Source organism: Arthrobacter sp. UYEF3 (assembly GCF_040546245.1).
In the GTDB taxonomy this organism is placed as follows: Bacteria; Actinomycetota; Actinomycetes; order Actinomycetales; family Micrococcaceae; genus Arthrobacter.
Genome location: NZ_JBEPNK010000002.1, coordinates 15,464 through 35,941 on the forward strand (window position 1 = coordinate 15,464; position 20,478 = coordinate 35,941).

Below are 20,478 nucleotides of genomic sequence, written 5' to 3' on the forward strand. Positions count from 1 at the left end.
GGTGCCTTTCACGGGTTGCGGCTTGCCGGGCTGGTGGCAGGCGGGGTTCAGGAGCGCAGCGCCGCCGCGAACCAGCCCGTGACGGTGGCCGGGTGCGTGATGGCGGTGCCCACGACGACGGCGAACGCGCCGGCGTCCAGTGCCTGCCGCGCCTGCTCCGGGGTGTGGATGCGGCCCTCCGCGATGAGTGGCCGGCCGAGGCCGGCGGACGCGAGCTGCTCCAGCAGTTCCAGGTCGGGCCCCTGCGTCTTGGGCCGTTCCCCGGTGTAGCCGGCCAGGGTGGTGCCGATCAGGTCGGCGCCGGCCTCCACTGCCGCCTCGGCATCGGCAAGGGATCCGCAGTCGGCCATGACCAGGGCGTGGGACTCCGCATGGATGCCGGCCACCGTCTGGGCCAGGCTGAGGCCGTCCGGGCGTCCGCGGCGGGTGCCGTCGACGGCGACGATGTGGGCGCCGGCGTTGGCCACTGCCAGGGCGTGGCGCAGGGTGGGGGTGATCAGGACGCCGTCGTGCCCGTCCTTCCAGAGCCCGATCACCGGAACCTCGACCGCGGCGCGGGTATGCTGCACGTCCGCGAGGCCCTGGACACGGACAGCGGCCGCACCGCCGATGACCGCCGATGCCGCCATCTGCGCCGTGGTGCGGGGGTCCCGCATCGGCTCACCCGGGTACGCCTGGCAGGACACAATGAGCTGGGAGCGGAGGGCTTCGAGGGCTTCGGGGGTCAGGATCACGGTCAGTTTCCTCTGAAAGTTTGGTGGGCGGTTAGGCGAGGGGCTTAGGGAGATAGTGTCAGGACGGGGAAGTGAGGACCAGGCGCGCGGCACCTATCATGGCGGCAGCGTTGCCGAGTTTAGCCGGGAGGACAGGGATGTCGGCCAGCGCGGGCAGAAGTTCCGCGCGGAGGGCGCGTTCCATGGGGCGCCACCAGGGCGCCCCGGCGTCGGACAGGCCGCCGGACACCACGACCACTTCGGGGTCCAGGATGTTGGCGAGCCCGCCCACGGCCTGCCCGGCCGCACCCGCGCCTATGCCCACAGCCTTGATGGCGGTCGCGTCGTTCGCTCCGGCCAGGGCAAAGACGGCCCGCGCGTCCGGTGCGTCCGCTGTGCCGCCCAACCGCAAGTATGTCCCGCGGATAGCGGGCCCGGAGGCTATGGCCTCAACGTGCCCGGCTCCTCCGCAGACGCAGGGCACGGGGGCGCCTTCGTGGAATGCATAAGGCGAAGCGAAGTGCCCCACGTGTCCGCCGACGAAGCGGTGCCCGAGGACTGGCTGCCCGCCGAGTACAAAACTGCCACCGACACCGGTGCCGAAGGCCACCAGCAGGGCACTCGCCCTGCCGGCGGCGGCACCCGCCCAGGCCTCACCGAGAGCATGCGCATGGACATCGTTCACCGCCCGCACAGCCTGCGGATCCAAACCGAGCCGGGCGGCCAATCCACCCGTCAGTTCCGTCCCGGCCCACCCGAGAATCGCATCCGTAGCTGAAATCACAACCCCGCGCCCGGCATCAATAACCCCGGCGGAGCCGATGCCTACCCGTCCGATGGACATGCCCTCCGCAGCGGCCCGCTCCCGCAGTCCCGACACCAGGACCGCAGTCGTATCCAGGATCGCCCCGCCCCCGGCCCGGTTCAGAGTCGGAATGGCCTCGGTGAAGAGCACCTCCCCGGCCGCCGAAACAACCCCGGCAGCAGTCTTAGTACCGCCAAGATCAACACCGATCGCGTACATCATTTTCGTCCTAACAAGGGATGTCGACAGCATGGTTCAGCGGGGTGCGGCCAAAGCGCGGGGCGGAGGATGGCATTTTTGTAGGCTGCGTTGTTGCGTGAGGAACGAGCGCAGCAGCCGAAAAATGTCGCCAGCCGCCCCGGGGAGACTAGACCAGTCCGTTGCGTTCCAGGATGACCTTGATTGCCGTCGTCTCGTCCTCGTTCAACGCCGGCATGGGCGTGCTCATGGTGTTGGATTCAATCACGCCCATGAGCTGCAGAGCGGTCTTGAAGGCGCCGAGTCCCGCGGCGCCGCCGGAGACGCGGCCGTTGGGGGTGTAGACAATCTCAAACACGTCCGCCAGCCGGTCCTGTTCGGCGGCGGCCTTGGCCCAGTCACCCGCGGCTGCGGCGTCGAGGAGGTTGCGGTAGCCGCGGGGGTCCACGTTGCCCAGACCCGGCACAACGCCCTGGGCGCCGCCGAGCAGAGCACCGTCGACGACGACCTCGTGGCCGGTGAAAATGTCGAAGTTCGGGATGTCGCGGGCCGCCAGCAGGAGCTGGCGGAAGCCGACGTCGTCGCCCGAGGAGTCCTTGACGCCGGCGATCACGCCGTCGCGGCCGAGACGGACCAGTAGTTCGGTGGGCAGCTTGAAGTGGGTGCGGACGGGGACGTCGTAGGCGAAGATCGGCGTGTTGACGGCGTCGTGGATGGCACGGAAGTGGGTTTCTGTCTCGTCCGTGTTGCCGATGGCGTAGTACATCGAGGTCACCACGATCGCGTCGGCGCCAAGGTCGATGACTTTTTTGGCCTCGTCGATGACCCGGGTGGTGGTCTGTTCGTTGGCGCCCACGATCAGCGGCACGGTCCCGGCATTGGCCGCTGCGATGGTGCTGACGACGAGTTCGCGCTCGGCATTGGTCAGATAGGGGACCTCCCCGGACGAGCCGAGGACGAAGAGCCCGGAAACGCCGCCGTCGAGCAGGTGCCGGGTGAGATTTTTCAGCGAATCGGTGTCGATGCTGCCGTCCGCGTGGCGGGGGGTGACGACCGGGGGGATAACGCCCTGGAATGTGGACACAGGAAACTCCAATGATGGGGGATTGAACAAGGGGTGAAACGAAAAATCAGGGGTGCAACAGGCTGGGCGCCGCGCCGAGCAGCTTCTTGGTGTAGTCGTTGCGGGGATTGTCGAAAACTTCGGCGGCGGCTCCTTCTTCCACGATTTCGCCGAAGTACATGACGCAGATCCGGTCCGAGACGTAACGGACGGTCTGGATGTCATGCGAGATGAACACCATCCCCAGGTTGAGCTGCGTCTTCAGGTCCGAGAGCAGGTTCAGTACCTGGGCGCGGACGGAAACGTCCAGCGCCGACGTCGGCTCGTCCGCGACGATGATGTCCGGATCCAGCGCCAGGGCGCGGGCGATGGCCACCCGTTGGCGCTGTCCGCCGGAGACCTGCGAGGGCGTGACCTCGGCCGCGGACTGGGGCAGCCCGACCAGGGCCAGGAGTTCCTTGACCTTGGCGGAACGGGAAGCTGCCGTCCCGATTCCGTGGATCTGGAGCGGGTCGGTGAGGATGTCCTGGATTGTCATGCGCGGGTTCAGCGCCGTGGCAGGGTCCTGGAAGACCACGGCGACGGAGCGGCCGAATTCCTTGCGCAGGGCGGCGTTCCGTTTGATGGCGGGCCTGCCCCGGAAGAGGACGTCGCCGGAGGTAGGCGTCTGGAGGCCCACGAGCACGGCGGCCAGGGTGGACTTGCCGCACCCGGATTCACCCACGATGCCGACGGTCTCGCCCCGGCTGATGCTGAAGTCCACACCGTTGACGGCCTTGACGATGTTGGGCCGGAACAACCCGCCGGTCCGTGCCCGGTGGTGGACCTTGACGTTCTTCAGTTCGATCACGGGGGTGGCGGCTGACATGCTCACTTGGCGTCCTCCTTAAGGTGGCTGGCCCAGTAGTGGTCGGCGTTGCCGCTGACGGGGGTCAGGACCAGTCGCTGGTCCGGGTCGGCGTCGGACCGCAGGGAACGGGAGGCGAACCTGTCGCCGGCGGCGAACGCGTTGGGCGACGGTACGGTGCCGGGGATCTGGTGCAGGCGGACCGCGTCGGCCTCGATGGAGAGGACGGCGCCGAGCAGGCCGCGGGTGTACTCATGCTTCGGGTTCTGCAGCAGCGCGGAAGCCTGCGCCGATTCGACCACCTGTCCGGCGTACATCACGGTGATGCGGTGCGCGAGCGATGCCACCAGGGCGAGGTCGTGGCTGACGAACACCATGGCGAAGCCCAGCTGCTCGCGCAGTTCGTTGAGCAGTTCCACCACCTGGTGCTGCACGGTGACGTCCAGGGCGGTGGTGGGTTCGTCCGCCACCACGACCTTGGGCGAACGGGACAGGGCCATCGCGATCAGGACGCGCTGCCGCTGGCCGCCGGAGAGCTCGTGCGGGTAACTGGCCAGCGTGCGGACAGGATCGAGCTTGACCATTTCGAGCAGCTCGGTGGGGGTCTTGCGGCCGCCGCGCCGGGTCAGCTGTTCCAGCTGGTCCTTGATTTTCATCGACGGGTTCAGGGAACTGAGGGCGTCCTGGTAGACCATGGCGATCTGCTGGCCGCGGAGCCCTTCGTAGGCCTTCGCGTTGCTGATTCCGTTAACCGGGTCGAGCAGTTCCTTGCCGTCGAAGGTGATGGAACCGGAGATTTTCGCGGTCTTGGGCAGGAGTCCCATGACGGCGAGGGAGGTGATGGATTTTCCGCAGCCGGATTCGCCCACGAGTCCCATGGTTTCGCCTTCGCGGACGGTGAAGGAGACGTTGTCCACAATGGGGGTGTCGCCGAAGCGGCCGGGGAAGCGGATGGAGAGGTTCTTGACCGCCAGGACCGGCCGGGCCCCCGCCGGGACCTGGGCGAGCCGGTCGGTGCGGGTGGCTTCGACGGCGGCCAGCAGTTTCAGTTCCCGGTCGAGCAGGGCGTGCGGGTTGGCGAGGGCGGCGTTCCGGTCCAACAGCAGCCCGGCTTCTGGAATCGCGTCGCCGGAGGCGCCACGTACGCCGTCGAGCTCATGCTGTTCGACCACTGACCCCTGGGCCACGGAGGTGCCGATCTCGGTGTCGACGGCGACGGCCGCGGCGGTGGAACCGTCGTCGTCCTTCACCGCCGGCGCGCGCCGGAGCTTCGGGTTCACCATGGCATCGGTGAGGCCCTCGGCGAGGATGTTCAGGGCCAGCACGGTGAGCAGGATGGTGAGACCGGCGAACGTCGTGGCCCACCAGCCGCCGGAGAGGACCAGGTTGCGGCCGTAGGAAATCACGTTGCCCCAGGACGGCGCGGGGTCCTGGACGCCGGCGCCCAGGAAGGACAGCGAGGCCTCCAGGATGATGGCGTCGGCCACCATGACGGTGGCGAACACCAGGACCGGAGCCGCGGTGTTCCGCACGATGTGCTTGAGCAGGATGTAGAAGCGGCCCGCGCCGATCACACGCTCGGCCCGGACGTAGTCTTCGCCGTACTGGGAGAGCACGTTGGCGCGGACCACGCGTGCCAGCTGCGGGGTGTAGATGACCGCAATGGCGATGATGATGGTGGGGACTGAGTTGCCGAATGCGGCCAGCAGCACGGCGGCCAGGGCGATCCCCGGGAAGGCCATCAGGATGTCCATGAGCCGCATGATCAGCTCGTTCACGGCCTTGCTGGAAGTGGCGGCGAGGGAACCGAGCAGTGCTCCGGCCGCCACGGCCAGCGCCACCGCGCCGAGTCCGATCATCAGGGAGGACTGGGAGCCGTAGAGCAGGCGGGAGAAGATATCGCGGCCCAGCCGGTCAGTGCCGAACAGGTGCTCGCCGCCCGGTGCCGTCGCCGGGATGAAGGTTTCCAGCGGATCGTGCGGGGCGATGAACGGCGCGAAGATGGCGGCGGCGATGATGACCACCAGGAAGACGAGGGCGGAGCGGGAGCTCCAAGGCAGTGCCTTGAACCGGATTCCCGGGGCGCTCAGGCGTTCAGCGAGTTTGCTGCGCATGGGTCAGACCGTCCTGATTCGGGGGTTGATAAGCAGGTAGAGCAGATCGACGGCGATATTCACCAGAACGAACGTGACGGAGATGGTCAGGACCACGCCCTGCACCAGGTTGACGTCCAGGTTGGTGATGCCGTTGAGGATCAGCTGGCCCATGCCCGGCAGGGCGAAGATCATTTCGATCACGACGGCGCCGCCGAGCAGGTAGCCGATTCGCAGGCCCAGCACGGTGACCGGGGTGACCAGGGCGTTGCGGAGCACGTTCTTGGAGACCACCTCGCGGTAGGGGACGCCGTTGCCGATGGCCGTGCGGACGTAGTCCCGGTCCAGTTCTTCGACCATGGACGTGCGGACTACCCGGATCAACGAAGCGGAGACCGGGATCCCCAGGGCCAGGGCGGGCAGCGCCATCGAATTCAGCCACCCGCCGAAGCCGGACTCCGGCGTCGCGATGCCGCCCGAGGGGAACAGGGGAGCGCTGCCCAGGGCGAACCACTGGATGAGCAGGATGCCCAGCCAGAAGGAGGGGGTGGCGACCGCGGCGATCGAGAAGACCCGGACCACCTGGTCCTGCCACTTGTCCCGGTACAGCGCGCCGACGATCCCGAAGGCCAGGGACAGGACTATCGCGATCAGGACGCCGAGGAAGGTGAGCTGGAGCGTCAGCGGGAAAGCCGTGCCGATCATCGCCGCCACCGATTTCGCCGGGGGAGTGGTCACGCCGAGATCCAGCTGGAGCAGCCTGCCGAGGAACCGGAAATACTGCAGGAAGAGGGGATCGTTAAGCCCGTTGTCCTGGCGGTACTGTTCCTTGGCTTCCGCGCTGGCGCCGTCGCCGAGAGCGCTGCTGGCCTGGTCGCCAGGCGCCGCCTGCAGGACGAGGAAGACCAGCAGGGTGATGCCCAGGACCATGAGTGGCAGTGCTGCGAGCCTGCGGCCGAGCAGACGCAATATGGTGACCAATGTTGTCTCCGGAATTCTTGGGAAGTTGGCGCAGTGTCGGCTGCGTCAACGGGCAGGGCGGGAAGGTGGAGGCGCTGCGGGGGGAACAGCGCCTCCACCTAGTTCGGGGGCCGAATCAGGCCGTGCGGCCGACGCCGACGAAGGACACCCCGGTGGTGGGCAGTGGCTTGAATCCGCTGAGCTTCTTCGCATCCCACGCGCTGGGGAGTTGGCGGTGGAAGATCGGGTAGAGCGGGAGCTCCTCGGAGACGAGGTCCACAATATCGCCGGTGAGTTTCTTCGCGTCAGCCGGGGCCGACTGTCCGGCCTTGGCCATCAGGTCCACCAGCTTCGCGCGCTCCGGGGTTGCGGCCCAGTAGGCCCGGCCCTTCATCCAGGTGTCGCCGGCGTAGAACCAGCTCAGCAGCAGGTCCGCGTCGTTGCCAAACACGGACGGATCGCCCGGGGCCGCCACGACGGAGAAATCGGCTTTGCCGACACGGTCGCTGTACAAAGCGCCGGACTGCAGGTTCTTCAGGCTGACCTTGACGCCGGGGATCTTGTTCCAGGATTCCAGCATCAGCGGGGCAACGTCCTTGACCCAGGCGGTGTCGGTGGTCAGGAGTTCGAATTCCAGGTTGGTCACGCCCGCCTGCTTGAGCAGGTCGGCTGCCTTCTGGGCGTCGTAGCCGTAGACGTTCTTGGCCTTGACGTAATCCGGGTGCCCTTCCTGGAAGTAGGAGCTGGCGGCCTTGGCGTTGCCGAACAGCGCCTTCTTAATGATCGAGTCCTTGTCCAGACCGTAATGCAGGGCCTGGCGGACCAGCTTGTTGTCGAACGGGGCCTTGGCGCAGTTGAACATCAGGAACAGCATCCCGAAAGACTGCACGGATTCCACTGTGGCCTTGGACTTCAGCCCGTCCATGTCCAGGTACGGGACGTCCTCCATTGCCTGCACGCGGCCGGACTGCATTGCAGTGACGCGGGCGGCGGCGTCGGAGAGCAGCAGCCAGGTCATGCCCTTGGCGAGGGCGGGCATCGGTCCGTTGTAGTCCGCGTTCGCCTCGAACACGATCTTGTCGTCCTTGACCGCGGAGATCAGCTTGTACGGACCGGTGCCAACCGGCTTGGCGTCGAAAGCCTTGAGCTGGTCGGAGCCGACGGGGAAGTTGGTCAGGGCCTTGGGCACGATCTTCACAACGGAGATGCGCTGCGGGAACGCGGGGAATGCGTACGACAATGAAAATTCGACGGTCTTCGCGTCGACGGCCTTGACGTCCTTGATGAACGGGATGAACTGGGAGAAGAGGGACTTGTTGGCCGGGTCCATGATGCGGGTGAAGGAGAACACGACGTCCTCTGCGGTGACCGGGGTGCCGTTGTGGAACTTCGCACCCTCGCGGAGGGTGACCCGATAGGTGGTGGGGGTGACCATCTTCGGGTCCGCGGCAGCGAGCGCGTTGTAGGCCTCCCGGGTCGCCGGGTGCAGCTCCACGAGGCCCTCGAAGACATGCAGGTTGGCTGCCAGCGGGGTGGCACCGGAGGAGGTTAGCGGATCGAAGCCGGTGGAAAGGGCGTAGGAGATGCCCGCCTCAATGGTGAGGTCTTTGTTGATCGGGGCCGTGGTCCCGCCCGCGCCCGTGGTGGTCGCGGCAGGGGCACCACAGGCGGCCAGGGAGCTGGCGAACGCCGCAGCGGCGCTCACGGCACCGGTCAGCTTGAGAAAGCTCCGGCGGCTGGCATCAGTGGCCAACGGCAGGTTTTTGATGGTCTTGCTCATATGATGCCTCACCATTCCAATCTGTATATCGGATGTAGGACGTCCGATGCTCGTAAGGAAACTGTAAGGGGCGTCACAGCACCTCGTCAAGCGGCCCGATCCCGGCTCCCGAATCCCGAATCCCGACGGGGCGCCGGATCTCTGCAGCGCATGAGATCGGATATCCTATGTCTAGTCGGACATAGGCAAGGGAGATTCATCATGTCGCTCATCGTTGGCGCTTACCCCGCCCAGAGTACCGGCCCGCTGGCGCGGCAGTTTTTCGATGAACTGGGCCGGATCCCGTCGATCCGCGGACTTGAACTTCCCTACCGGGCGGAGGGCGGGGATCCGTGGCCCGCCGGTGCCCCGGCGGCGTGGTCGGCGGTGGTGACCTCAATCCCGGGAACCATGCAGCGCTTGGCCTTGGATGAACACTTCGGTCTTGCCTCAAGGAACCCCGGTGGGCGGAGGGCAGCCCTGGACTTCGTCGCCGGGATACGGGACTACGTGGGCGCCCTCGTAAGCTCAGGCCACCGGGTCGAAGCGGTTGAGCTGCATTCGGCACCGCCGCATCACGGGTCTCCGGAGGCCTTCGCGGAATCACTCAATGAGGTACTGGACTGGGACTGGCAGGGTGCCGGGATCGTCGTCGAGCACTGCGACGCACCGCGGGCCGGCAGTGTCCCTGAGAAAGGGTTCCTCTCCTTCGAGGAGGAGGTCCAGGTGGTCAGGGGCCTCCGGGACCAGGGCCGGGAGGACATCTCAGTCCTGGTCAACTGGGCCCGGTCAGTTATCGAAACCGGACAGAGCCATACGGCCGCGGACCACCTCAGGTACGCCCGCGAGGCAGGTGTCCTCGGCGGGCTCATGTTCTCCGGCTGCTCACCCGAACCGACAGAGTTCGGTTACCCGTGGATCGATGCGCATCTTCCCGCCGTCGAGGTCCAGGGAGCGCCGGCCAGTTCCCTGCTCACCGGCGGCGAGATCGCCCGCTGTCTCCGCGAAGCCGGCGAACTGCCGATCACAGGGTTCAAGATCGGACTCCCGCAGGACGCGGTGTCCCCCGGGGACCGTGTCGAGCGGCTGCGGCAAATGTGCACGCTGATCACCGGCGCAGCCCGGGCCGGCGGCGACCCTCAACGGCCCTAACCCTCCGCCGCCTGAACCGCGCCCGTTGCCATGTCGAAATGGAATGCTCGCCCGAGCCGCACCTCCGCGGACCCCACGGCCGCACTCACGCTGAAGGTGAGGGTGAGGGCGCCCCGGGCCACATCCTGTTCCGTCACCGTGTAGGTCGGGGTGAAATAGAGGGCTTCCTCGCCGGAGGAAAGGTCGGACGGCGGGAATGCCGCGGCTCCCGGCCCGCTCAGCCGCGCAGCAATTGCCGCCCGGGAGCCTCCATTCCGGACCCGTCCGGTAAAGGCAAGGATGTCGCCCGCCTTATAGCCGGGGATGATCGGCCCGTAATTCAGATCCTGCGCCTCCCGGGTGCCCAGCACCTGGGCCGCATCCGGTGAGTAGCCCTGACCGATTTCCTTCCAGGTGTGCACCCCCCAGTCGCCGGCCTCGGAGGCGATGATGTGGGATTCCCCGGCGTCTTGCCAGACGGCGGGCCGGCCCGGAGTGATGGAACGCAGTTCCATGTCGAACACCAGGCCGCGCGCGGCGTCGGGATCGGCTCGGGGCGGTGGAGAATCCTGTGGAGCGTCGAGCTGGTCGGAAAGCTGTTTGGCGGGAACGGAGATGAAGACGATTTCGCGGTACCCCTGCCGCTCATAGAAGACCCCGATGTTGCCGTCCGGCAGTCGCGCAGCCGTCGAATACGCGGAGCTTCCGGGGCACACGCAAAGCTTCGCGGGCCAGGTCAGCCCATTGTCGGGGGAGAGGCTGAGGACCGTGTTGCGGCGCAGCTGCTCGTCCTGATTGTTGCTGGCCAGCAGCCAGGCCGCGGTGGTCTCGGAGGCGAAGGCCGTCACTGTTGGAAGACCGTCAAAACGCACCAGCGAACCGTTGTCGCTTGGATCCGGCAGATCCTCCACCGGCCGCAACGGGCTCCAGCTCTGGCCGCCGTTGTCCGACACCGCCGCCAGCCGGCGCGGAGTGGCCCGGCTATGCAGGAGCAGCCGGCCGTCCGCGAGGACGGCCACCTTGTTTTCGTTGGCGCCGATGCCGTCCGGCCCGGCACCGATGAGGTCCCCGAGCACCCAGTTCTCGCCGTGGTCATCGCTGTAGGCGGACGCTGCCATGATCCCGCCGCCGGCCAGAACGACAAACTGCTGCACCAGCCGGCCCCGGAACGGCCCGGCATGGATCTGGACGCCCTGGCCGGCCGAGGCGAAGATCCCGGTGATCGCCCGGTCTTCCGCGCCTCCGGTGGCCGGGCGCAGCTTCAGTTGCCCGGTGATCCGCCGGTGCCCCCAGGTCACGCCGTCGTCGTCGGAGAAGCTGAGATCGCAGTGCTGGACATCATCCTCGGGCTGCAGCCCGGCCCTGGCTTCGAAGAAACCGGCCCGCGTGCCGGCGGCGTGGAACATGAAAATCCGTCCGGTTTCGGCATCGACCAGAAGGCTCGGGTCACCGAAGCCGCTAAGCCCGACGCCGGTGCGCACCACCTGCTGGCTGCCCCAGGTCCGCCCGCTGTCGGTGCTGCGGCGCAGCAGCAGATCGATCGGGCTGGGAAGGTCATCCAGGTTGGGCCGCCCGTCGTAGGCCGCCAGCACCGTTCCCCGCACGGACACCGCCAAGGCGGGAATCCGGTATTGCCGGTAGCCGCCGACGCCGCGGACCGCGAGGACGTGTTCGACGTCGGGAGCGGCCAGCGGGATGGCAGCACCCGCCGCGGGGAGGAGGTGGGATGTCATACGTACATCGTAGGCGGTGACCGGCGTTTCCTTCGGTACTGTTGTGCCGGCTCGAGGGGGAGTAGGTTGCTCGAATGGACGATTCTTATCAGGTCATCGTGGTCGGAGGCGGGTTCGCGGGCATGACGGCAGCCCAAGAACTTGGCCGCAAGGGCGTCAAGGTGCTGCTTATCGATTCCAACAGCTACCACCAGTTCCAGCCGCTCCTTTACCAGGTCGCGACGTCCCAAATCGGGGTGTCGGCCATCGCGCGGCCGCTTCGTTCCGTGTTCCGCCGGCTCAGGCAGGTGCGCGTGCTCACCGCCGATGTCGCGACGTTCGACGCCGCCAACCGCACCGTCACCACGGCCGACGGCGACACCTTCCGGGCGGAAATCCTGGTGCTTGCGGTCGGTGCGGTAGCGAACTTCTTTAATACGCCGGGGGCCGACGAACATGCCTTCCCGCTATATTCGGTGACCGATGCGACCCGCCTGGGTTCCAAGCTAACCCACCTGCTGGACGAGGCAGACGGGGAAGCTCACGGGTCCGTCGACGTCGTCGTGGTCGGCGGCGGCCCCACGGGTGTGGAGACCGCCGGTGCCATGGCGGAAAACGTCAAGTTCGTGGTGCCGAAGTACTATTCGCCGGAACTCGCGGCCCGGTGCCGTGTCCACTTGGTGGATATGATCCCGACAGTTCTCAATGCATTTTCGACAGATTTGCAGGAGTACACCAAAAAACGCCTGACGAAGATCGGGGTGCAATTGCATCTGGGCGTGGGGGTCTCCGAGGTCCGCGCCGACGGCGTGACCCTCGTGGACGGGACCGTCATTCCCGGCCGGGTGGTGGTGTGGGCTGGAGGTCTGAAGGCCGGCAAGATTTTCACCGGCTCCGGCCTGACGCAGGGCCGTGGCGGGCGCATCGATGTACGCCCCGACCTGACCGCACCTGATGTCGACGGTGTGTACGTCCTGGGGGACGCCGCCAACATGACCGACTCGACCGGGACCAAGCTCCCGCAGCTGGGCTCCGTCGCACAGCAGGCCGGTAAATGGGCTGCCCGCAACATCTACGCAGACCTCAACGGCGGTGACCGCCGGCCCTTCGAATACTTTGACAAGGGCTACATGGCGATGATCGGACGGGGCGCCGCGGTTGCCGAGATCGGCCGGAAACGCATCCCGCTGCAGGGGCCGCTGGCCTTCATGTCCTGGCTCCTGGTGCACCTCGCCCTGCTGTCCGGATTCCAGCAAAAGGTCCGCGCACTGTTTTCCTGGCTCAACGGCTACGTCACCCACAGTCCTGCGCAGGTCGTCGTCGGCCGGCCGGACTGACCTTCCATCCCGGGAAGACCGGCCCGGGTGAGGCCTTAAAGGCTACTTCTTCGGATCCTCCGGGTGGCGTGACTGCTCGCGGATTTGCAATTCCTCTTCGTATTCGCGCAGGTCATTGGCTTGATCGCCGGCATCCCCGTGCCACTCCTCGCCGCTGACCTGGCGCTCAAACTCCTGGGTAGGCTGTGCATCCTCGAGGGCGTCGACTTCTTTCTCGAACTTCTCCTGCTTGGGCTCTTCGCTCATTAGCTCGCCTCTCCGCTCTTGGTGAACCTGCTGCCGGGACCGGCAACCAGTCCCTGTGTCATCAGCTTAGGTCCGCTGGGGGGACTGCAACAGTCAACCGGGCAGGGGGCGCGTACCCCAACTCCCGCTTGGTCCTTACGCCGAAAGCCCTCAGAGCTCCGTGCGGCAGACCGTTCTGAAGGCGTCAACCGCCCGGTCCAGGGCGGCCGGATCGCCGGCCACGACGGCGGCCAACTCTGTGGCGTAAGCGTGCTTCAGGATGGTGCCCGCGAGAAGTTTCACCACCTCCACATGCTTCTGGTGGTCCGCCGGCAAGTCCGAATGATCTACGGCATCAGCGGCCAGCCGTTCAGAAATGACGGGTTCGACCAACTGGTGCACCTCCGTGACGTGCTGCTTGAGGCGGGTCGTCAGTGCCGGCACGGCCAGGAGTACGCTGCGCATCCGCGAGTCGGTCATGCTGCCAAGACCGGCGGCCCGCATCGCTGCGGCCATCAGGTGAACGGCGTCGCCGACGGGCGACCGGTTTCCAGCGCGGAACTCGGCGACGGCGTCCGCGGCCAAAGCGGGTTCCCGGAGCCCGAGGATGGCATCCTCCTTGGTGGGGAAGTAGTTGAAGAAGGTCCGGCGCGAGATGCCGGTGCGCTCCGCAATTGCCTCCACAGTGGCGGACCCCAGGCCGCCCTCCAACGCCGCGTCGGCGGCGGCCTCGTGGATCGCCGTCCAAGTCTCGCCCTTATGGCGCTCCCGGAGCGACGGTCCTTGAGCTGCCGTGCCGCGTCCAGTCACGCAGAAATTTTATGCACCAGTGCATATTTGCACAAACGCCAGGTGGCGGCGGGTGATGGGCCTTTGACCGTCCGGCACCGGCGGCGGAGTTTGTGCCTATGAATGAGGCGAATCCGAGCGATGAGCCGTGACTGCCTTGCGTGAATACTTCGACCCGGCCTGCCCGTCGGTGATGGCGGCCGTCCAGCAGCAACACGCCGAGTTGGCCGGGACCCCCGTTCGGTGGCTTGAGCGGGCGAGGACGGACCTAGTCCGCGTCGATCTCTTCGAGGCGCTTCTTTGCCCCTTCGGCGATGTCGTCGTGGCCATGTTGTGCGGCCCGGCTCTCGAGCGATATGACAGCGCAACGGTGGATTTTCTTGAAACCACCGAACGGGAATGTCACGCTGCCCTAGGTTCCTTCGGAGGCGTCCGGGTCCAGTCCCAGATGCCAGTTGGCGAACTCCTCGAATCCGCTTTTTTCGATGAATTTGTTCTCCTGCTCGGCGGACGGTGCGTCCTCGCTCCAATCGCCCCGGGTATCGCGCTGGACGTTTCCGTGCTTCACCAGCCGTCGGGCGCGGGCGAGGGCCTTCTTGCTTAGTTTGGTAGCCATGATTGCCTCCGGGATTGCTTAGCCAAGCGCCGCGGAATGTCGCACTAAACACAGTATGTTTCAACTCCTAGCTTGATGCCCTAAACTGCTTCACTGAGGTGCCTGAAATGGCGCAGTGCAGCAACGAAAGTGAACCCCGCTATGGCTACCGATTACGACGCCCCACGCAAGACAGAAGAAGAGTCTCCCGCTGAATCTCTGGAGGCCCTTCAGGCATCCCGCGGCGGCGGCGCCCAGACCGCTGTTATCGACGTCGACGAGAACGACACTGCCGAAGGCATCGACCTTCCCGGCGCCGACCTCTCCGGCGAAGAACTGACCGTCATTGTTGTTCCCGAGCAGTCCGATGAATTCACCTGCTCCTCCTGCTTCCTGGTCCGCCACCGGTCCCAGGTCGCCAAGGAAAAGAACGGCCAGAAGTACTGCCGCGACTGCGAAGGCTAAACAGCTTTCCAGCGCGTGCCAGCCCGCCTGACCGGGCTCGTTTCTAAGTATCTCGAACTACCCCCAGCAAAGCGTCGGATATCCCAGGGATCCGGCGCTTTGCCGTACCCCTGGCAGTGCCGAAATCATGATCAGATCCCCATTCGTGATCTGGGCCGTTTCAGGCTAACGGTTGGACGCCAAAGTTGATCCGGACCTCGTCAACGGAGGTGCGCAAACCTAGGCTTGAGGTGTCTGGACCGGGGTTGTCTGCATGACTGGAGGAGGCGGTCCGAGTGACCGGGATCCGTGGAAAGAAACTCACCGTTTGGTTGATGGCCGTGCTGATGGCCGCAGGGCTGGGGCTCCTGGCACCCGGGCCTGCAGCGGCGGCTCCATACTGCGGACTCGAGTGGGGGTCGCGGGCCAAGGCCGACGCCGCCATGAGCCAGGCAAAGGTGGTCAACGTCCGGACCGGCCAGCACTACTGCTTTGACCGCCTCGTCATTGACCTCAACGGACCGGTGGCCGGTTACACGGTGCGGTACGTGTCGAAGGTGGCGCAGGACGGTTCCGGACTGCCCATCCCATTGCGGGGCCAGGCCTTCCTCCAGCTCACCGTCAATGCGCCCGCTTACGACGACGCCGGCAAGCCGACCTACGCCCCGGGTGACAAAGGCGAGCTGAGCAACGTCGGCGGCTACCAGACTCTCCGGCAGGTGGCGTGGGCCGGCAGCTTCGAGGGCTACACCAGCCTGGGGATCGGAGTCCGGGCAAGGCTGCCGTTCCGGGTCCTGACCCTGGCCGGGCCCGACGCCGGTTCGCGACTGGTGATTGACGTCGCGCACTATTGGTGAGGCCGACGGCGACGGCAACGGCGAAGACAAGCCCCTCCCTGGGGTTTCAGTCGATGGCAGATCCGCGCGGCCAACAGACCCAGTCACGTCTTTAATGTCGGTGGCTGCTCGTAGTCTTTGGGTATGGAAGGCAGCGCGGCATTGAGTGCGGAGAGCAGGGAGGCGGTGGCGGCTGTCGCCGCGTCCGCCGCCGCGCTCGTTGCTTTGGCGGAGGCCGGGCCCGGTGCCGGGGCTGACCTTTGGCGGGACGCCGATCCGTTGCGTGCTCGGGCTGAGGCGTGCTTGGCCGGTCTGGCCGAGGTCGCCCGGGGTGAGTCCCGGTTCGCCGCGCTGAAAGTCAGGCTGGCCGCCGAGTACGTGGAAGCGGCCGAGGCCCTCGCGTCACCGGCAGTCTCCGCGCAGGAACGCACCTGCCAGGAGATGGCTGTGGTCGCCGAGGTCGCCTGCGTCCTGACCGTCAGCGAACGGGCCGCCAGCGCCCTGATCTCTGAATCCCTGGCGTTGACGACGGTGCTGCCGCTGACTCTGACGGCCCTGCATGCCGGGACGATGTCCTGGCAGCACGCCCGGATCATGGTGGACGAAACGTCCGGTCTGAATCCGGCCGGTGCGGCGGCGCTTGAGGCGCATTTCCTGGACGCCGCCGCGCCGGAGCCGGCTCGGGGCTGCCCGGCCGGGGAGCTGGTGCCGGGCCGATTCAGGGCGGAGGCCCGGACCTGGCGGGAACGCCACCACCCGGTCAGCATGGAAATCCGCCACACCAAGTGCGCCGCGGACCGGCGGGTCGAGTACGCGCCGGACCGGGACGGCATGGCCTGGCTTTCGGCTTACCTCCCCGCCGCCACCGCCGCGGGGATCTGGGAACGGACCACCGCCGCCGCCCGGAGCCTGCAGGGACCGGACGAGGCTAGGACGCTCACCCAGCTCCGCGCCGACGTCGCCGCGACCTGGCTCCTCACCAACGGAATGCCCGACGGCGGGACGGGCGCGGACGGTGCCGCGGCCGGCGGGGACTTGTCGGGCGATGTTGCCGGGGTTCCGTCGCCGCGGGCGCAGGTCCTGATCACCGTCCCGGCCCTGTCGCTGCTCGGCGCCACGGAGGAGCCGGCCGTGCTCGACGGGTATGGTCCGATCCCGCCGTCGATGGCCCGCCGCCTGGTCACGGACGGCGCCGAGTCGTTCTACCGCGTCCTGACCGACCCGCGGGACGGGGCGCCCTTGGAGATCGGGCGAACGAGTTACCGTGTCCCGAAGGCCCTGCGGCAGTGGCTCCGGCTGCGGGACGGTAAGTGCCCGTTCCCGGGCTGCAACAACCAGTCTTTGGATAACGAGGCGGACCATTTGCTGGCGTGGGCCGACGGCGGCGCCACCGGCATCACCAACCTGGGCCAGCCCTGCCGCAAACACCACGGCCTGAAACACAGCTCCGCCTGGACACCCGCCGGGGCCAGCAAAGACCACCCGCCCGGCTGGACCGCGCCGTCGGGCCGGCACTACCCCAGCGAACACCAGGACTGGGAACCACCCCACTGGCCGAACGGATTAATGAACACAGCTGACGGGAGCGACGATGGCCTGCCCCCTGACCCCGGGCGCGATCCCGAATTGGAATTGCCCCCGGACCCCTTCCCGGACTGGTATGAATTCATCTCCGCGCCGCCACTGCAAGTTGCGTAGCGTCTGGAGCGCTTCGAAGTATCTAGAGCGCGCCGAGTTCCGCCCGCAGCGGGTATTCCTTGCCGTCGAGCACGAGTTGGGTGCAGCGCCGGTTGGCCGGGTTGAACACGATCGGCGCCATCAGATTCACAGTGGTTGACGTGGGGGAGTGGTTGACCACCACCAGCACCTGGGGCTCCTCGCCGTCGCCGATTTCCAAGGCTGCCAGGGCAGCGGCAGGAACCCGCGGCGCGTAGCCCGGAACGAAGATTGCGGCGTCGGCGAGGAACAGGCGCACCGGAACGGGGTGTTCGGCCTCGAGGGCGAACAGGCCCGGGGCGCTGTCGATGTTCCGCAGGGCGAAGTCGTGGACGTTCTCGAGCCCGGGCATGGGGGCGGTAAATGTCACCGGGGTGCTGCTGAGGACGGAGTTCATCGGAGGAAGTCCATCAGGGTGGGCTGCAGGACCCGTGCCGTGGCGGCCAGGGCCACCTGGTAGTTGGTTTCCTGGAGCTTCAGGTCCATGATCACGCTGCCGAGGTCTGCTTTTTCAATCCCGGTCCGCTGGGCGTCCAAGGAAGCCTCCATTTCGGTGTTGACGTTGCCGGCACGTTCCAGCTGTGCCTGCCGTGTTCCAATTTCAGCACGGCCGTTGACGATGTCCTTAAAGCCCTTGTCCACGTTGGAGCTCCAGGGTGTCGCATCCTTGCCCGCGCGCAGGTCTGCCGCCAGTTTGCTGATGGTGTCGAAGACCGAGCCTGTGCCGCTGCCGAAGATCGCTTTGCCGTCGGCGTCAACCCGGACGGCCTGGGTGGCGCTGATGCGTCGTTCAACCGGGCTGGCGGGCAGGCCGTCGAGCGCGGGAGGGGTACCAGTGTAAATCATGTCGGCGTCGGAGTTACCGGCGAAGATGTTCCGGCCCAGGTGCTTGGAGTTGGCGATGGAGACAAGGTCCTTGTTCAGAGACTCCAGCTCCGCAGCGATTGCGTCCTTGCCCGACTGCGGCAGCGAGCCGTTGCCGGCCTGGACGGTGAGGTCCTTGATCCGGTGCATCACGTTGGTCGCCTGCTCCAGTGCCGTATCCGCCGCCGTGAGCCAGGTGTTGCCGTCATCGATGTTCCGGCCGTACTGGGAGTTGGCAGCCTGAAGAGAACGCGTGGCCAGAGCCTGGGCCGTGGCGGCCGGGTCGTCCGAGGGGCGGGAAATCTTGTTGAGCGAGGAGGCTTTGTCCTGCAGCTCGGCCAGCTTGGCTTGCTGGAACTGCAGCGTCCGCTGGGCGTTTGCGCTCATGGTCAGGTTGGTGACTCGGTTCAGCATGGTTCTACCTTCCTACCAATCCGGTGCGGTTGATCAGGACATCCAGCGCCTCGTCGACGGCGGTCATCACGCGAGCCGCCGCCTGATAGGCATGCTGGTTGGTCAGCAGGTTTACGTTTTCTTCGTCCAGGCTCACCGAGGCCTGCGAGGCTCGGCTGGTCAGCGCAGAAGCCCGGGCAGCGGAACTGAGTGCTTCGTGCTGCTGGGCCCCGCGGGACTGCACACCAATGCCGGTGACAATGCCGGACCAGACCTTGTCCGGTGAGCCCGCGCCCGTGCCGAGTTGGGAAATCTTATCCGCGATGCTGGTATCGAGGGCGCCTTGGCCCGACGTCTTGAGCGCAATGCCGCCGGTGGTCGCAGGGCTCTTGATGCTGAGGGCGGCGGGTCCGGTCCCACTGAAGGTGAAGAAGTCCTGACCTGTGGCGCCGGGATTGCCCAGCGCATCGTTGGGAAGCTGGCCATTCTTGTGGACGTCGTTGACGGACTTCGCGAGCGCGGTAGCGAAGTTATTGAACGACTCGGCTGCCTCGGCAATTGCGCCGCCGGAGCCGGGAGTCGAAGGCGCGGTAGCCGCCGGAGCCAGCACGGACAGGGCGCCCGCGATTTCGCCGCCGTCGGGCGCGGCCGCGCTCTTGGTGTCCTTCCAGAGCAGCTGCACCGTCGACCCGAGGGCATCTCCCGCCTGGCTGCCGGAGAGTTCAAGGGCCCGGACCGAGGTACCCATTACGAGGGCGTTGCCGCCGACGTGGACTTCCACCGTGCCGTCGGCCTGTTCGCGCACCGTGCCGCCAGCCAGGCGTGAAATGGTTTCGGTGAGTTTGGCGCGGGCGTCGATCAGTTCGTTCGCGGAGCCGCCGGCGGCGACAGTGGAGCGGATGGTGGCGTTGTAGGCCGCCACCTGCGTGGCTGCGGCGTTGACAGCGTCGACGGCGTCCGCAGCCTGTGCCCGGACGCCGCTCCACTGCCCCTGCAGTGTCTGGTAAGCGGAGGAGATCTTGTCCGTAACTGAGTTGGTCGCGTTCAACAGCAGCCCCTTCGGGCCGTCTTCGGCGGGCTGGTTGGCCGCGCCCTGCCAGGCGGACCAGAACTGCTGAAGGGAGGTCGAGATGCCGTTGTCGCCGGGTTCCTGGAGGACACCTTCGATGCCCTGCAGGGCCGAGGAACGGACATTCGCGTAGCCTGCCTGGGCTCCGGCCGAGCGGACACTGCCGTCGAGGAAGGTGTTGCCGAGGCGGGCGATGGCGTCCACCGAGACGCCCTGGCCGGGCTGGAGCGCGCCGCCGCTGAAGAGGCCGCGGGCGGGCGCGGCCAGCGAAGACTGTTCGACCCGCTGCCGGGTGTAGCCCTCAGTGGCAGCGTTGGCGATGTTCTGGCCGGCCACGTTCATGCCTTGCTGGGCGGCAGTCAGTCCGCGGTAGGCGGTGTTCAGGGCGCCGAAGGTGCTCATGGTCGCTTCCTTAGAATTGCTGGTCGAAGAGGCGGGAGCCGGCCGATTCGCCGGTCTTGCCGCGCGCATCGTAGGTGCCGGCTGCCACTGTGGGGTTGAGATCGGCTAGCGACTCCTGGGTGGAGCGGACCGCGGTGCGCAGGTACTGCTCGTTGGAATCCCGCAGCTCCTTGATCAGGGCGGTCTGGCGGGTCAAGGCCGTCAAATGCGCGGTGAGGACTTCGGCCCAGGCCCCTTCCGGGGCTGCGGCTGCGAGTTCGCCGAGTGTCGCGTCGGTGGGCAGGCCCCACATTTCGGCGACGACGGCGGCCTCGATGGTGCGGGCCAGGCTCGCTTGGGAGAGGTGGCCCAGGACCTGTTCGACTTCCTTGGTGCCGTGCGGCAGCCACCGGGATTTACCGGAGGTGAGCAGCAGCTGTTCTTCTTCCAGCTTGAAAGTCAGAACGTCCAGAAGTTCACGCTCCCGCCACAGCAGGGCAGAAAGTTCGTGGATGGCCATAGTCCGGAGGGCTCCCTCGGGTGTGTGA

21 protein-coding genes are annotated in these 20,478 nt (G+C 66.8%); 5 read left to right on the forward strand and 16 right to left on the reverse strand.

Features of this window, described 5'->3' with window-relative positions; genetic code table 11:
- Window positions 1-47: 47 nt before the first annotated feature.
- From ABIB14_RS01500 to ABIB14_RS01530, 7 genes are all read right to left on the reverse strand, one after another.
- Window positions 48-734 (reverse strand): N-acetylmannosamine-6-phosphate 2-epimerase, encoded by a 687-nt coding sequence (locus ABIB14_RS01500; protein ID WP_354233562.1) that lies wholly within the window; start codon window positions 732-734, stop codon window positions 48-50.
- 58 nt (window positions 735-792) lie between these two features.
- Entirely contained in the window at window positions 793-1,740 is a 948-nt protein-coding gene (locus ABIB14_RS01505) for an ROK family protein (RefSeq protein ID WP_354233563.1), read from the reverse strand.
- A gap of 145 nt (window positions 1,741-1,885) precedes the next feature.
- Window positions 1,886-2,800: a dihydrodipicolinate synthase family protein gene (locus ABIB14_RS01510; RefSeq protein ID WP_354233564.1), complete on the reverse strand. Its 915-nt coding sequence runs from the start codon at window positions 2,798-2,800 to the stop codon at window positions 1,886-1,888.
- Between the two features lie 46 nt (window positions 2,801-2,846).
- Window positions 2,847-3,647, reverse strand: a complete 801-nt coding sequence (locus tag ABIB14_RS01515) for an ATP-binding cassette domain-containing protein (RefSeq protein ID WP_354233834.1) — start codon at window positions 3,645-3,647, stop codon at window positions 2,847-2,849.
- Between the two features lie 2 nt (window positions 3,648-3,649).
- Window positions 3,650-5,740, reverse strand: coding sequence for a dipeptide/oligopeptide/nickel ABC transporter permease/ATP-binding protein (locus ABIB14_RS01520; RefSeq protein ID WP_354233565.1), 2,091 nt, complete (start codon window positions 5,738-5,740; stop codon window positions 3,650-3,652).
- A gap of 3 nt (window positions 5,741-5,743) precedes the next feature.
- On the reverse strand, window positions 5,744-6,700 hold the full coding sequence (locus ABIB14_RS01525; protein ID WP_354233567.1) for an ABC transporter permease: 957 nt from the start codon (window positions 6,698-6,700) through the stop codon (window positions 5,744-5,746).
- A 115-nt stretch (window positions 6,701-6,815) separates the two neighbouring features.
- Window positions 6,816-8,474 (reverse strand): ABC transporter substrate-binding protein, encoded by a 1,659-nt coding sequence (locus ABIB14_RS01530; RefSeq protein WP_354233569.1) that lies wholly within the window; start codon window positions 8,472-8,474, stop codon window positions 6,816-6,818.
- A gap of 186 nt (window positions 8,475-8,660) precedes the next feature.
- Here ABIB14_RS01530 and ABIB14_RS01535 point away from each other — a divergent pair, with 186 nt between their 5' ends.
- A complete protein-coding gene (locus ABIB14_RS01535; protein WP_354233571.1) occupies window positions 8,661-9,590 on the forward strand; it encodes a DUF4862 family protein in 930 nt (309 codons plus the stop codon).
- Here the strand turns inward: ABIB14_RS01535 and ABIB14_RS01540 are convergent.
- Entirely contained in the window at window positions 9,587-11,302 is a 1,716-nt protein-coding gene (locus tag ABIB14_RS01540; RefSeq protein WP_354233572.1) for a sialidase family protein, read from the reverse strand. The genes ABIB14_RS01535 and ABIB14_RS01540 overlap by 4 nt on opposite strands.
- Window positions 11,303-11,376: 74 nt before the next feature.
- Here ABIB14_RS01540 and ABIB14_RS01545 point away from each other — a divergent pair, with 74 nt between their 5' ends.
- A complete protein-coding gene (locus ABIB14_RS01545; protein ID WP_354233573.1) occupies window positions 11,377-12,618 on the forward strand; it encodes an NAD(P)/FAD-dependent oxidoreductase in 1,242 nt (413 codons plus the stop codon).
- A gap of 42 nt (window positions 12,619-12,660) precedes the next feature.
- Here the strand turns inward: ABIB14_RS01545 and ABIB14_RS01550 are convergent, their stop codons facing one another.
- The 4 genes from ABIB14_RS01550 to ABIB14_RS01565 form a co-directional block, all read right to left on the reverse strand.
- A complete protein-coding gene (locus tag ABIB14_RS01550; RefSeq protein WP_354233574.1) occupies window positions 12,661-12,864 on the reverse strand; it encodes a hypothetical protein in 204 nt (67 codons plus the stop codon).
- 150 nt (window positions 12,865-13,014) lie between these two features.
- Window positions 13,015-13,653 carry a TetR/AcrR family transcriptional regulator gene (locus ABIB14_RS01555; RefSeq protein ID WP_354233575.1) on the reverse strand — a complete coding sequence of 213 codons (639 nt, stop codon included), beginning with the start codon at window positions 13,651-13,653 and terminating at the stop codon, window positions 13,015-13,017.
- A 247-nt stretch (window positions 13,654-13,900) separates the two neighbouring features.
- On the reverse strand, window positions 13,901-14,038 hold the full coding sequence (locus ABIB14_RS01560) for a hypothetical protein (RefSeq protein WP_354233577.1): 138 nt from the start codon (window positions 14,036-14,038) through the stop codon (window positions 13,901-13,903).
- Window positions 14,039-14,044: 6 nt separating this feature from the next.
- The gene (locus ABIB14_RS01565; RefSeq protein WP_354233578.1) at window positions 14,045-14,248 is read right to left on the reverse strand and encodes a hypothetical protein; all 204 of its coding nucleotides are present in this window, start codon (window positions 14,246-14,248) and stop codon (window positions 14,045-14,047) included.
- 141 nt (window positions 14,249-14,389) lie between these two features.
- On the opposite strand from ABIB14_RS01565, the gene ABIB14_RS01570 reads away from it, so the two are divergent.
- The 3 genes from ABIB14_RS01570 to ABIB14_RS01580 all read left to right on the forward strand — a co-directional run bounded on the left by ABIB14_RS01570 (window position 14,390) and on the right by ABIB14_RS01580 (window position 17,205).
- A complete protein-coding gene (locus tag ABIB14_RS01570; protein WP_354233579.1) occupies window positions 14,390-14,692 on the forward strand; it encodes a DUF4193 domain-containing protein in 303 nt (100 codons plus the stop codon).
- Between the two features lie 314 nt (window positions 14,693-15,006).
- Entirely contained in the window at window positions 15,007-15,528 is a 522-nt protein-coding gene (locus tag ABIB14_RS01575; protein ID WP_502909584.1) for an AMIN-like domain-containing (lipo)protein, read from the forward strand.
- A 123-nt stretch (window positions 15,529-15,651) separates the two neighbouring features.
- Window positions 15,652-17,205, forward strand: a complete 1,554-nt coding sequence (locus ABIB14_RS01580; RefSeq protein ID WP_354233580.1) for an HNH endonuclease signature motif containing protein — start codon at window positions 15,652-15,654, stop codon at window positions 17,203-17,205.
- Window positions 17,206-17,227: 22 nt separating this feature from the next.
- Here the strand turns inward: ABIB14_RS01580 and ABIB14_RS01585 are convergent, their stop codons facing one another.
- The 4 genes from ABIB14_RS01585 to ABIB14_RS01600 are packed head-to-tail and all read right to left on the reverse strand — an operon-like array spanning window position 17,228 to window position 20,450.
- Entirely contained in the window at window positions 17,228-17,620 is a 393-nt protein-coding gene (locus ABIB14_RS01585; protein ID WP_354233581.1) for a flagellar assembly protein FliW, read from the reverse strand.
- Complete coding sequence (gene flgL / locus ABIB14_RS01590; RefSeq protein ID WP_354233583.1) at window positions 17,617-18,501, reverse strand: flagellar hook-associated protein FlgL; 885 nt, start codon at window positions 18,499-18,501, stop codon at window positions 17,617-17,619. The genes ABIB14_RS01585 and flgL overlap by 4 nt, the downstream gene beginning before the upstream one ends.
- Before the next feature lie 4 nt (window positions 18,502-18,505).
- Complete coding sequence (flgK, locus tag ABIB14_RS01595) at window positions 18,506-19,951, reverse strand: flagellar hook-associated protein FlgK (RefSeq protein WP_354233585.1); 1,446 nt, start codon at window positions 19,949-19,951, stop codon at window positions 18,506-18,508.
- A 10-nt stretch (window positions 19,952-19,961) separates the two neighbouring features.
- On the reverse strand, window positions 19,962-20,450 hold the full coding sequence (locus ABIB14_RS01600) for a flagellar protein FlgN (protein WP_354233587.1): 489 nt from the start codon (window positions 20,448-20,450) through the stop codon (window positions 19,962-19,964).
- Window positions 20,451-20,478: the final 28 nt, after the last annotated feature.